Source organism: Moorena sp. SIO3I8 (genome assembly GCF_010692325.1).
GTDB lineage: Bacteria > Cyanobacteriota > Cyanobacteriia > Cyanobacteriales > Coleofasciculaceae > Moorena.
Map to the genome: position 1 here is coordinate 170,007 of NZ_JAAHHW010000002.1, position 13,842 is coordinate 183,848.

The 13,842-nt window shown below is 46.4% G+C and carries 9 protein-coding genes; 3 read left to right on the forward strand and 6 right to left on the reverse strand.

What is annotated here, in order from left to right; translation table 11 throughout:
* Nucleotides 1-57: 57 nt before the first annotated feature.
* Genes F6K51_RS01510 through F6K51_RS01525 form a run of 4 tightly spaced genes read right to left on the reverse strand, consistent with a single transcriptional unit; the run spans nt 58 to nt 5,306 of the window.
* Complete coding sequence (locus F6K51_RS01510) at nt 58-1,035, reverse strand: class I SAM-dependent methyltransferase (RefSeq protein ID WP_293017517.1); 978 nt, start codon at nt 1,033-1,035, stop codon at nt 58-60.
* Nucleotides 1,036-1,092: 57 nt separating this feature from the next.
* The gene (locus tag F6K51_RS01515) at nt 1,093-2,229 is read right to left on the reverse strand and encodes an ABC transporter permease (RefSeq protein WP_293017518.1); all 1,137 of its coding nucleotides are present in this window, start codon (nt 2,227-2,229) and stop codon (nt 1,093-1,095) included.
* Nucleotides 2,230-2,245: 16 nt separating this feature from the next.
* The gene (locus F6K51_RS01520; RefSeq protein ID WP_293017519.1) at nt 2,246-3,337 is read right to left on the reverse strand and encodes an ABC transporter permease; all 1,092 of its coding nucleotides are present in this window, start codon (nt 3,335-3,337) and stop codon (nt 2,246-2,248) included.
* 4 nt (nt 3,338-3,341) lie between these two features.
* On the reverse strand, nt 3,342-5,306 hold the full coding sequence (locus F6K51_RS01525; RefSeq protein ID WP_293017520.1) for an ATP-binding cassette domain-containing protein: 1,965 nt from the start codon (nt 5,304-5,306) through the stop codon (nt 3,342-3,344).
* A 263-nt stretch (nt 5,307-5,569) separates the two neighbouring features.
* Between F6K51_RS01525 and F6K51_RS01530 the strand changes: the two genes are divergently transcribed.
* Complete coding sequence (locus F6K51_RS01530) at nt 5,570-5,872, forward strand: hypothetical protein (protein WP_293017521.1); 303 nt, start codon at nt 5,570-5,572, stop codon at nt 5,870-5,872.
* 12 nt (nt 5,873-5,884) lie between these two features.
* Here F6K51_RS01530 and psaB read toward each other — a convergent pair whose 3' ends face one another.
* Together psaB and psaA are read right to left on the reverse strand one after the other, a co-directional pair.
* Nucleotides 5,885-8,101, reverse strand: coding sequence for a photosystem I core protein PsaB (gene psaB, locus F6K51_RS01535; protein WP_293017522.1), 2,217 nt, complete (start codon nt 8,099-8,101; stop codon nt 5,885-5,887).
* 174 nt (nt 8,102-8,275) lie between these two features.
* Nucleotides 8,276-10,498 carry a photosystem I core protein PsaA gene (gene psaA / locus F6K51_RS01540; protein WP_293017523.1) on the reverse strand — a complete coding sequence of 741 codons (2,223 nt, stop codon included), beginning with the start codon at nt 10,496-10,498 and terminating at the stop codon, nt 8,276-8,278.
* Nucleotides 10,499-11,183: 685 nt separating this feature from the next.
* Here psaA and F6K51_RS01545 point away from each other — a divergent pair.
* A complete protein-coding gene (locus F6K51_RS01545) occupies nt 11,184-13,373 on the forward strand; it encodes a hypothetical protein (protein ID WP_293017524.1) in 2,190 nt (729 codons plus the stop codon).
* A 55-nt stretch (nt 13,374-13,428) separates the two neighbouring features.
* On the forward strand, nt 13,429-13,629 hold the full coding sequence (locus F6K51_RS01550) for a hypothetical protein (RefSeq protein WP_293017525.1): 201 nt from the start codon (nt 13,429-13,431) through the stop codon (nt 13,627-13,629).
* Nucleotides 13,630-13,842: the final 213 nt, after the last annotated feature.

Below are 13,842 nucleotides of genomic sequence, written 5' to 3' on the forward strand. Positions count from 1 at the left end.
GTATGTCACCCCCCCAGCCTTATATCAGTTTCGTATCGTAATTTTTTTAACCATTTTCTATCGCTTTAAAATAAATTTATAATATCCTAAAGAACCTTGGTTAGTATTAAAAGCAAAATGCATTAATAGACCTGGGACAGCATTTCTAACCAGGTATTTTGGCAGTAAAAAAGTTAAAACTTTTGACCGCCAATAAGATTTAAAAAAAAGTAGTGACAGCGATTGCAAGCGCAAAAGAGTTGGTTGTATGGCAAAGGTTAAGTCTTCTCTTGTTTCCACAGAAAAACCCACATTTTTGGCAACCTCAGTCCAATCTTCAAGTTCACAGAAACCATGTTGCACTGCCATGCCAATTTCAGTAAGTTGAGTTAAGGTTTGTAACTCTTGAGAAAAACTTTCCAGTTTAGCTTGACGATAACCATCAAAAATAACGAGTTTTCCCCCCGGACGGAGGATGCGGAAAATTTCAGCTAGGGTGATGCGGGGTTGATGTGCGTGACACAGACACTCGCAAGCAAACACCAGATCGAATGATTGTGACGGGAAATTTAAGCAATTAAAGTCCCCGATTTGATAAGTTAAGTTGGTAAAATCCCTTACCTTGCGATTAGCTATGGCGATATGCGACGGTGTTAAATCGATGCCAACAAATTGAACGCTGGGAAATTGCTGAGCTAAAAATAGACTATTAAATCCTTTGCCGCAACCCACTTCTAGAACGTTCGTTGCACCCAGCTTATCGATTTGTTCAGCGACAATTCGAGGTTGAGCTTGGTAGCCATCAACGTTAAAAACACCATCAAAATTTAATGCCATGTGAATGGCATCTTCAGCGGAATGATAGAGACGATAACCTAACTCGCTCTGGGTGTAGTAAGGAACCGTAATATCGGCATCAAATTCTTTTAACATGCTATCGCGACCAAAAAAGTGATCAATTTGAGCAATGGCATTTTCTAAGGATAGTTCTTCAGTTGGTTGATAATAATTATTTTTTATACCTGCTGTCAGAAGTTTAATAATTAATTTTTTCATGCTATTTCACTAAAAATAAGTGGCTAATCTATCTATCTTGCCAATCCCGATTTCAGGTTAATTATGATACTTTTGCAATTTAAAAAGATACAAGCATAAGATAAACAATCCTACGGCTATTATCACCAGTAAAAGTAAGGGTTGCCACAACATCTCAAACCCAATTCCTTTTACTATAACACTACGCAGAATAAAGATGTAATAGTGCAGTGGATCTAGAAGGGTCAATCCTTGAAACAAAGGAGGCATAGCTTCAATGGGGGTGTAAGCTCCAGATAACTGCACTAGAGGCAAATTAATAAAAAGCGTGGTCAGGAATGCTTGTAGCATATTCTGGTTTAGCAGACCTAAGATTAGTCCTAGTTCAGATGTCAGCACAATATAAACAATTGTGCTAGTCATAAACATTGGCCAACTACCACGAAATGGTAGGTCAAAGACAACCAGGCTAAAGCCGGTTGCCATCAACACCATGACTAGGATAATCCCCACAATGGAAAGCAGTTTGCCTAGAAGCACTTCCCAAGGAAGTAGGGGAGTAAGCAAAAGTTGTTCAAAAGTGCCATAGTCTTTTTCTGCTGTCATGGTGGAGGAAGCTGCAAAAGTGCTAATTGCCGTCAAAATTACCCCCAATACCCCCGGCACAAAATACCAACTGCTCACCAGTCCGGGGTTATATAAAATAGTTGTCTGTAGATTAATCAGGGAAGATTCAGGGGAATTGTGATTACGATAGCGATACTGACGGACGATCTGGCTGAGATAACCCCGAAGAATACCGACTCGATTAGCATCAACACCGTCAATCAGGACTTGCACCTCAGCTAAGTTACCTTGAGAGAGTTGGCGATCAAACTCTGGCGGAATTACAAGGGCAACCTTGACTTTTCCTGCCAGTAGCGATCGCACTAAATTCTTTTCTGCCAAAGTCTGCACCCTAGTAACAACTACATCACTCGTCGTTAGGGTTGCAATCAGCTCTCGACTGGCTGAGGACTGGGCATAGTCCACTATCCCTAAGCTAACCTGTTCAACACTGGGGTTAAGGGCAAAGCCGTAAAACATTACGAAAAACACTGGTACCAAGACAATTGTGGTAATAAGCTGGCGATCGCGGAAGATATTGGTCATTTCCTTGAGAACAACTGCCCAAACACCTCGACCTGGGAAAAATCCGAGCTTACTCTTCGCCATGTTTGATTACGGTTTTCTATCTCTGCCGAATTCGCCACCACGATAACATGAACATTCCAATTGTCAGCAGGAATAGAATAGGAATAACATGGCCAATACGAAGCCAGCCCACACCTACTACAAATGCATCTCGGGTGAGTTCAATATAGTAACGAGCTGCCACGACATTGGCAACCAGTGACAGTGGCCAAGGAATATTTTCCACAGGGTAAATAAAACCTGACAGCCAGGTAGACATTAAAAGTCCAGTATTCATAACACTCTGCACAGCAACCAAGGCTTGCTTGGAATAAACGCCAACTACCAGTCCATAAACCACACTGACCATCAAAAACAGCCCAGTGCCCACTAGCAGCGGCCAAGGATTTGCTACTGGCCAAAGGTCAAACAGCAACCCCCCCAACCCCATCAACAGCACCGCTTCGCCGATGGCAATCAGTACATAGGCCAAAGCCTTCCCCAGAAGAAACTCCCAAGCACTAATCCCTGATGCTTTGACCTGAACTAACGTCCCTTGTTCTTTCTCCCGTACCACCGCCATTGCTACTATCAAACCAGGATAACTAAATAAAATGACGGCATAAACACCCGGCACAATAAAAAGAGATTCTTTTCGCCCCGGATTAAACCAGATACGGGTATGAGCGAAAACATCGGGACGCTGAGTCTGGAAACCCTGTTTTTCCAAGAAAAATTGAGTGGTAGCACGAAGGCTGTTCTGGATGACCCGAGCATTGTTCACATCTGTGCCATCGATTATGACCTGGAGGGCATTGATTTTTCCCCCTTTCAATTGCCGTGAAAAGTTGGGAGGAATAACCACTATTGCTTGAGCGATGCCCCGATCAAGCAAGTCCATGCCATCGGTTGTGGTAGCTGCTACAGGCTTAAACTGATTAGTGGCAAAAACCTGCTCAATATAGGCTCGACTGAGGGGGCTATTGTCAAAATCTCTAACGGCTAATGGTACATCCTTAATTTCAAGGCGAATGGCAAAGCCAAAAATCAGCATGGTCATTAAAGGCAACAAAAAGATCAATGCTGCCCCTAGGCGATCGCGACGAAATTGCGCCAGTTCTTTGATGCACTGAGCCAAAATCCTGTCCATCGCGCTACCTTTTCTTAGGATGTTGTGAAATGTTGAGAAACGCTGCTTCTAAGGAGAAGGGGATGGGAGTGATTTGGTGAGGTTCAACTTCTACCGAAGCTAGATAATCCTGTAGCTGGGAGATATTTGACGGCTGATCCAGAATCATCTGGATGCGATCGCCCATAAATACCATGCGCCAAGGCTCAAATTGTTGTTCTAAGCTATACAGGGTGTTTTTGGGAGAGGCAGACAAAATTTCGACGAGGGTACCGGTTTGCTGGGCTTTGATAGCGGCAGGAGACCCTTGCAGAATTAGCTCTCCCAACCGCATAAACAGCAGATTAGTACAGTATTCCGCCTCTTCCATAGAGTGGGTAGTGACAACAATCGCTGTACCTTGGCGGGCAAACCCCTGAAGAATTTGCCAGAACTGCCGTCCCACCAGAATATCCATGCCACTGGTAGGTTCATCTAGAAACAGGATATCTGGCTCGTGTAGAATAGCAGCTCCGAAAGCCACTCGCTGTTTATTCCCCCCAGATAGATTTCTAACCCGTTGATTAGCGGACTGGGTTAAGCCAAAAGTCTGAAGTATCCAATCGATGCGAGCATTACGTTGCTGACGAGGAACTCCATAAGCTCGACCAAAAAAAGACAAATTTTCTAGGATGGTTAAGTCTGGATACAACGTCAATTTCTGACTCATGTAGCCAATTCTTTGCTTTACTGAGGGTGAATAGGGGAGCAAATGCTCAGATGTGTAGCAAATTTTTCCGCTACTGGGACGCAGTAGACCACATAGGAGCTTCATTAGTGTCGTTTTGCCAGCACCATTGGCCCCCAGCAGTCCCAAAATTTCACCTCGACTAATAGTAAAGCTTAGCGATCGCACGGCCTGAAAATTACCATAAACCTTGCTGACCTGATCAACCTTCACTATCCAATTAACATTAGAAGCTGAGTTATAGGGTGGTGAAGATCTCTGGGACACTGTAGAGAACAACCCTGGAAAACTTGTCTTTACCCCTGAGGATCGCTGCAAATGATTGGCCATGACATGCTCCAGGGTAGGATTGGCAGGGTGTATCCGAGCTGAGGGCAGTTGGTGAAGATGTAATATTTGTTGTATGGCCTCCTCTGCAGAGATAGCCTGTTTGCTCACAAAAACCATCATGCGATCCCCCAGGGGTTTGAGATCTACGACTGGAGTATGGTTACTAGCGATCGCATTTTGCAAAGCCTGTTCAGTTGCGGCAAAAATTGGCCCCGATGCCAACATTGGATCCTCAGGCACCACCTCAAAACAAGATAATTCCATACTGGCACGCAAATCTTCTGGAGGTCCGATTTGTTGAATGGTGCCGTTGTGGATTAAGGCAACGCGATCGCACCGTTCTGCCTCATCTAGATAATGGGTTGCCACCACAATAGTAGTTCCCTGCTGAGCAATTTTTGCTAAAAAGCTCCAAATCTCACGGCGGAAGACAGCATCAATACCAGTAGAGACCTCATCCAACAGTAGAATTTGGGGCTGGGTAATCAATGCACAGCATAGAGCCAGCTTTTGCTTCATTCCCCCTGATAAATGTCCTGCTAATCTATCAGCAAAAGGCTTAAGGGCTAACCATTGGAGATACTGCTTTCGGCGAGATTGAAAGATTTCCTCGGGTAGACGACGCATTTTAGCGTAGTAACGGAGGTTTTCCTCCACACTCAAATCGGAATACAGTGAAAACTGTTGTGTTAAGTATCCTAGGGATGACCTTACCATTGCTGGTGGTTGTCCCATGACCCGAATCATTCCAGACGTTACTTTTTGTACCCCAGCTAAAGCTTTTATTGTGGATGTTTTACCAGCACCGTTGGTACCTATCAAGCCAAAAATCTCGCCGGGATACACTTCAAAGTCAATGCCATTGACAGCAGCAAATTTATCGTAATACTGTCGTAATCCTTTTACTTGAATAATGGCTTGATTTTGTTTCATTCCGGTTTTTTAGTTTGTTGAATCCTGTGCTAATACCACTGGCTTGCCTAGGGGAGGCATTGATGTTTTAACTGACGTTAACTAGGATATTTTGGGCTAATTAGTCACGAAGCAATATAGTTGCTTACTTAAATAATTCACTAGTTGTATTTTTAAAACGACATTTTATTTTTTTTGTCAAAATTATTTTCGATGATAATCACTGAGGCAATATATAGCGCTAGTTTTTTTGGGCTACCAAGCCATGAAAGTTTATTCACTAGATGGAAAACTTAGCAAATAATCAGGCGTTGCTGAATCAATTAATGAATCGGAGTAGAGTGGGCATCCTGCCCGCTCCACAAGATATCGAACGGGCAAGATGCCCATTCTACAAAACTTTTCAAATCATTCCATTATTCAGCAACGCCAATAATCAGGGTTTCACGGGTTGTTTTCCTGTTCCTAATCTGCGTTCGCGTCGCGTGACCTACGGTCAATCCCTTTTGGTAAACAACAAAAAATCCCCCACCGGAAGGCAGGAGATTTCAATTAATTACCTACAATTCAAATACCTAAAAAGCTAGTTTCAGCAACCATTAGCCAAACGCACCAGCTGTCGAGGCAATCAAGAATGCCGCGTAGGTAAGTATATAACCAACCGTGAAGTGGGTTAAACCAACCAGACGAGCTTGAACGATGGACAGCGCAACAGGCTTATCCTTCCAGCTAACCAAGTTAGCCAGAGGAGTACGCTCGTGTGCCCAGACCAAAGTTTCAATTAGCTCTTGCCAGTAACCACGCCACGAGATCAGGAACATGAAACCAGTTGCCCAAACTAGGTGTGCCAATAGGAACATCCAAGCCCAGACAGAAAGGTTGTTCGTTCCAAACGGGCTGTAACCATTGATCAACGGAGCAGAGTTAGCCCACAGGTAATCCCGGAACCAGCCCATGAGATAAGTAGAGTTCTCATTGAACTGAGCCAAGTTACCTTGCCAGACGCACAGATGCTTCCAGTGCCAGTAGAAGGTCAACCAGCCTAGGGTATTGAGCATCCAGAACATGGCGAGGTAGAAGGCATCCCAAGCAGAGATGTCGCAAGTACCGCCACGACCAGGACCATCACAAGGGAAGGCATAACCGAAGTCCTTCTTATCGGGCATTAGCTTGGAACCACGGGCATCCAGCGCACCCTTGACTAGAATCAGGGTGGTGGTGTGCAGACCTAGAGCGATCGCATGGTGTACCAAGAAATCGCCAGGACCAATGGTCAGGAACAGGGAGTTAGTTCCGCTGTTGATGGCATCCATCCAGCCAGGTAGGTAAGCTGCACCAGCGCCAGAAGCTAAGCTATCGGGATTGGACAGCAGAGTATCAAAGCCGTATAGCAGTTTACCGTGAGCCGCTTGGATGAACTGAGCAAATACTGGCTCAACCAGGATTTGCTTCTCGGGGGTGCCGAAAGCAACCACGACGTCGTTGTGGACATAGAGTCCTAAGGTGTGGAAACCTAAGAACAGAGTTACCCAGCTCAAGTGAGAAATCAGAGCTTCTTTGTGTTCCAGCATCCGGGCTAACACATTATTCTTATTAGCCTCTGGGTCATAATCCCGCACAAAGAAGATGGCACCATGAGCGAATGCTCCAACCATCAGGAAACCAGCAATGTACTCATGGTGAGTAAACAGTGCTGCCATGGTGGTGTGATCCTTGGCTATGAAAACATAGGACGGCAGCGCATACATATGATGGGCTACCAAGGAACAGACCACAGCCAAACAGGACAGAGCTAACCCTAACTGGAAGTGGAGAGAGTTGTTGATGGTGTCATATAGACCCTTGTGACCCTCACCTAACATGCCCCCAAAGGGAGTACCTGCCGGAGGATTGTGGGCACTATGAATCTCCTTGATGCTGTGACCAATACCCCAGTTGGTGCGGTACATATGACCGGCAATGATGAAGATCACTGCGATCGCCAAGTGGTGATGGGCGATATCGGTCAGCCACAAGGACTCAGTCTGGGGATGGAAGCCACCCAAGAAGGTCAGAATCGCTGTCCCTGCACCCTCAGAGGTACCAAAGATGTGTCCAGCGGTATCTGGGTTCTGGGCATAGACTCCCCAATTCCCGGTAAAGAAAGGTCCTAATCCAGCTGCATGGGGTTTGACACTCAGGAAGTTATCCCAACCAACGTGCTGTCCGCGAGATGCGGGGATAGCCACGTGAATCAAGTGACCTGCCCAAGCTAAGGAGCTAACACCCAACAAACCTGCCAAGTGGTGATTCAGCCTAGACTCTGCATTCTTGAACCAGCTCAAGCTGGGGCGGAACTTAGGCTGTAAGTGCAACCAACCTGCAAACAGTAATAGGGATGACAACAATAACAAGAACATGGCACCACCATGCAGTTGGTTATTGGTTGTCATGCCAATGGTGTAAAACCAGTGGTAAACACCAGAGTAGGCGATATTTACGGGGTTAGAAGCACCAGCTTGGGTGAAGGCATCAATTGCCCCTGAGCCAAATTGGGGATCCCAAATCGCGTGGGCGATGGGCTTGACAGTTTCAGGATCTTTAATCCACTCTTCAAAGTTACCTTGCCAGGCGACGTGGAACAGGGTGCCAGAAGTCCACAAGAAAATGATTGCAAGATGGCCGAAGTGAGAAGCAAAAATCTTTTGATATAGATTCTCCTCGGTCATGCCATCATGGCTTTCAAAGTCATGGGCTGTGGCAATCCCGTACCAGATTCGACGTGTTGTCGGATCTTGAGCGAGGTCCTGGCTAAATTTTGGAAATTTTGTTGCCATATGCTTTAAGGAAATTCTCCTCGCTGACCTATGAGACTTATGCAATCATGCTGCTCATTGTTTTTTGTTAATTAACTCCCTGGAACCGAAGTTCCAGGTTGCTTAGGGTATCGACAGGCGAGACACAGGTTATGGTATCCCACTCAAGGTTTGGCATCGATTCCTGGTAACCAGTTATCCCACTGACAGGATTCGTGCCAGGAAGAATGACCAGGTAACGACGATTCCTCCCAGGAGGTAGTGAGCTACCCCCACAGCCCGACCCTGAGTGATGCTCAGAGCACGAGGCTGAATCGATGGGGCTACTTTCAATTTATTATGGGCCCAAACGATGGATTCGATCAGTTCTTGCCAGTACCCACGACCACTAAATAGGAACATCAGGCTAAAGGCAAAGACGAAGTGACCAGCTAGGAACATTATGCCGTATGCCGACAGAGCTGAGCCGTAAGATGTGATTACATTTGAGGCTTGTGCCCACAAAAAGTCCCGTAACCAGCCATTGATGGTGATCGCACTTTGGGCAAAGTTGCCATTGGCAATGTGAGACACAGTCCCATCCGGGAATACTGTTCCCCAGACATCAGATTGCATCTTCCAGCTGAAGTGGAAAATAACCACAGAGATGCAGTTATACATCCAGAACAAGCCTAGGAACACATGATCCCAACCAGATACTTGGCAGGTACCGCCACGACCTGGACCATCGCAGGGGAAGCGGAAGCCTAGCTCAGCTTTATCGGGGATCAGACGTGACGAACGGGCAAACAGTACCCCTTTGAGCAGAATTAGTACAGTGACATGGATGGTGAAGGCATGGATATGGTGAACCATAAAGTCCGCAGTACCCAGCTCAATCGGCATCATTGCCACTTTACCGCCTACTGCTACAACGCCTCCGCCAAAGGCATAGCTAACGGTTTCCAAAGCATTGGGAGCAGTTCCTCCCGGCGCTAGGTTGTGGATGTTTTGAATCCACTGGGCAAAGATTGGCTGTAGCTGAATCGCCGTATCAGAGAACATATCCTGAGGGCGACCCAAAGCCCGCATCGTATCGTTGTGAACGTACAGACCAAAGGCATGGAAACCCAACCAGATACACACCCAGTTCAGGTGAGAAATAATTGCATCCCGGTGACGGATAGCCCTGTCTAATAGGTTGTTCACATTCTTGGCTGGGTCATAGTCCCGCACCATGAAAATAGCACCATGGGCTGCACCTCCCACAATACAGAAGGCACCAATCCACATATGGTGGGTGAATAGGGACAGCTGAGTACCATAGTCTGTGGCAATGTACGGATACGGAGGCATCGCGTACATATGATGAGCCACAATGATGCTCAGAGAGCCTACCATGGCTAGGTTAATCGCTAGCTGGGCATGCCAAGACGTAGTCAGGATTTCATAAAGACCTTTGTGTCCTTCGCCAGTGAACGGACCCTTATGAGCCTCTAGAATTTCCTTCATGCTATGACCAACACCGTAGGTATTACGGTACATGTGGCCAGCAATGATGAATAGGACTCCTAGAGCTAAGTGATGGTGAGCGGTATCTGACAACCACAATCCACCGGTTACTGGATTGAGACCACCATGGAAGGTGAGGAAGTCAGAGTAGACGCCCCAGTTCAGGGTGAAGAAGGGGGTTATGCCCTGAGCAAAACTGGGATAAAGATCTGCCATCAAGCTCTGATTGAATAAGAACTCATGGGGCAGTGGAATCTCACTAGGAGCCACCCCAGAATCCAAGAGCTTGTTGATGGGCAAAGACACATGGATCTGGTGAGCTGCCCAACTTAGGCAGCCGCAGCCCAGCAGCACAGATAAGTGGTGGTTCATCATCGACTCCACGCTCTGGAACCATGACAGTTTCGGAGCTTTCTTGTGGTAGTGGAACCAGCCAGCAAATAGCATCAGGGCTGCCATTACCAGACCACCAATAGCTGTTGCGTACAGTTGGGTGCTATTGGTGATACCGGAAGCACGCCACAGCTGGAAGAAACCAGAGGTGATTTGGATGCCGTGGAAGCCCCCACCAACATCGCCATTTAAAATGCCTTGACCAACCACAGGCCAAACCACTTGAGCACTGGGCTTAATAGTAGTGGGATCACTCAGCCATGCTTCGTAGTTGGAAAAACGAGCACCATGGAAGTACATGCCGCTCAACCACACAAAGACAACGGCTAGGTGACCGAAGTGTGCACTAAAAATTTTGCGAGAAACGTCTTCTAAGTCACTGGTATGACTATCGAAATCATGAGCGTTAGCGTGAAGGTTCCAAATCCAAGTGGTGGTTTTGGGACCTCTCGCTAGGGTTCGATCAAAATGACCTGGCTTACCCCACTTCTCAAAGGAAGCTGGTACCGGGTCTTTATCGACCTCGAGTGGCATGAGGAATCTCCTCTCTAGACAAGGAACGACTAATACCCCTAGGGGAGTTTTATTTTTATGGATAAGAAAGCACTTTTCTAATCACTGCTTTCTAACGGCAGCAAGGACCTGTTCTGAATTTACGTCAAAACGGATACCTCCCTTAGAAGATAATAGGTCTTGCTTCAGGGGATTTTTGAATTTAGTTAAAAATAGTTAACAATTTTTTTGGCAATTGTCAATTATTCTCAATTAGCGGTATTACTATATATACCACTGTTTGTGTCTAAGCCCTCATCAGAAAAAATCAAAATTAACTATAGAAGAATTCAATGATATTTTTTTCACAATGTTACAAATTGCAAAGAAATGCTAAATATTTTTTGAAAAGAGTGTCCCCGATCTATAAAGAGGACCCTCAAAGGTTAAACGTCTAGGGATATGGTTAATACAGAAGCGGAATATTTATAAAAAAGCGGAAGACTTGAAACAGGGGTGCGACCCCGGGGAGATCCCCTAACCAAGGGAACGGGCACCAAGAGGGAAAAAGTGAGAACACACTTGATCATCCTGCCAATAGGCAACCCCAACGCTCATAGACCAACACCATTAGACAAGCAGCAAGACTAGAGGTCAACCTGTAAGTTAAGATTAAAGGCTGGTGATCAAAGGAGATGGCTTGTTGGGTAGGAACAGCCAGATAATCATGGTGAAAAGACTTTTTTTCTTCCTAATCACAACGATTTTAGTTTGGGGTCTGGTGGCCTGTGGAAGCGATCGCATCAAGACATCGAAGGGGTTTGGCATCGATGGCAGCTCCCAAACCAAGCAAGTTAATCAGTTATCAGAAGTAGGGCCACCCCTAGCTATTCAAGAACTTAGTCAGAGCCTAGAGGCTTACCGGCCTCAAGTCATCATTGTCAGACCTGGTGATGACATGGTGCTCGAAGATACAACAGTATCAGTGAAATTTCAGGTTCAGGACTTGCCAATTTTCCAAGATCCCGATCTAGGTATAGGTCCTCATCTGAACCTCATCCTGGACAACCAACCTTTCCAAGCCATCTATGACCTAGACCAACCTCTAATCCTAGAGGATTTATCCCCTGGCACCCATACCTTGCGGGCATTTGCCTCTCGCCCCTGGGATGAGAGCTTCAAAAATAAAGGTGCCTATGCCCAGACCACATTTCATATCTTTACTAAAACTGACGACAACAACCCAGATCCAGCCCTGCCACTGCTAACTTACAGCGTTCCAAAAGGCGACTACGGAGCCGAGCCCATTATGCTGGACTTCTATTTGACGAATACGCCCTTGAGTAATACCCCTCTGCAGCTAGTGGCTCAAGACAATCTAGATGATGATAGTGTTGATTGGCATATTCGGGTTACTGTCAACGGTCAAAGTTTCCTACTCGACCGTTGGGAATCGATTTATCTGACAGGGTTTAAAGAGGGCAAAAACTGGGTAGAGTTAGAGTTTCTGGATGAACAGGGCAACCCAGTCAAGAATGTTTTCAACAACACAGTAGAGGTGATTAACTACCAGCCTAACGGTGAAGACACCCTTTCCCAGCTAGTACTAGGTCAACTCTCGGCTGAGCAAGCTGGTGGTATTGTAGACCCGAACTATCAGCCACCGCCAACCCCAATACCTGTACCAGAAGTCACACCAGCTCCGAGTCCATCACTGACTACTTCACCTACAGTAGAGCCAACACCAGAGCCAACACCAATACCCTCGGTTGTTCCTATAGTTGAAGAACCTCTAACCTCTGAACCGACTTCCCTAGAACAAGAAACTACAGAAGAAGACACTACACCACCAGGGGAATTAGACACTACTGAAACAGAGCAAATACCAGAACTAGAGGAATCTGTAACACCCAGTGAACTGCCAATAACTCTGGAGGAAGCAACCCCTGGCGTTGAGCCCAACCTACCTGAGGTGGAAACAACTTTGGAAGCAGAAGAGCTGGTTCCTGCCACTGAAACCCCAGTACCAGTTGAGGAAGCAACTACTGGCGCTGAATCAGTAACCCCTCTACCTGAACCGTCAGAAAAGCCAAAATTAAACATCTGGAGTCGCTTTGGCAGTTTCTTCGGACGTTCCGCTGTCACCCCTAGCCCCTCACCTGAAGCGCTAGAGGAACTGGACATTACATCAGAGGAACCTGTGGTAGCTCCGAGGGAATATGAGTCCACTAGTGTGGTTGAGGAGATATCGGCAGAACCGGCAGTAGAGACAGGGGAGGATGAGTCCACTACTGTGGTAGAAGATAGTTATGAACAACCGGCGGTAGCTCCAAAGGAATCTAATTCAACTAGTGTGGTTGAGGAGATATCGGCAGAAATGGGAGTAGAGACAGGGGAGGATGAGTCCACTACTGTGGTAGAAGATAGTTATGAACAACCGGCGGTAGCTCCAAAGGAATCTAATTCAACTAGTGTGGTTGAGGAGATAGCGGCAAAAGCGGCAGTAGAGACCAGGGAGGATGAGTCCACTACTGTGGTAGAAGATAGTTATGAACAACCGGCGGTAACTCCAAAAGAATCTCAGTCCACTGCTGTGGTTGAGGAGATATCGGCAGAAGCGGCAGTAGAGACCAGGGAGGATGAGTCCACTACTGTGGTAGAAGATAGTTCTGAACAACCGGCGGTAGCTCAAAGGGAATCTAAATCCACTAGTGTGGTCGAGGAGATATCGGCAGAAGCGGCAGTAGAGACCGGGGAGTATGAGTCCAACACCAAAGTCGAAGATAGTTCTGAACAACCGGCAGTAGAGACAAGGGAATCTGAGTCCACTACTGTGGTTGAGGAGATATCGGCAGAACCGGCAGTAGGGAATGGGCAGTCTGAGTCCAACACCAAAGTCGAAGATAGTTCTGAATAACCGATAGTGGCAACACTTGAGTGCGATCGCACTATCACAATAGACAGTTAGCCCATTGCTAGATCAACTGTTTGAGCACCAAAGGCGATCGCTTTTAGCGTGGCCTACGGCCAATCGCGTAGCGTGCGCCAATGCGCAATCCCTGAACCAGTGGGGATGGCTGGTCGATGCTCGATGTGCAGCTGGCGGTGGCTCCCCAAGCCGCCCTGCATCGATTTCAGTACTCAAAGTCGATTGTTATGACTTTCTTTATTAAGTTTTTTTGTAATAGTGCCAGCTATCAGCATAACTCCCCAAACTTTTCCCGATAACGAGCCAACAACGATTCCCTATCTGCTAATTGATTTATTACCGATTAGCTATTATTAAAGTGTATCTATAAACTCTGTCTAAGAGTAGTGTTGGTTTAAAAGTTTCCCTGGGTAATCTAGGATTAGGCGATAAGTGCCGATTCATCCTTCAGCCTTAA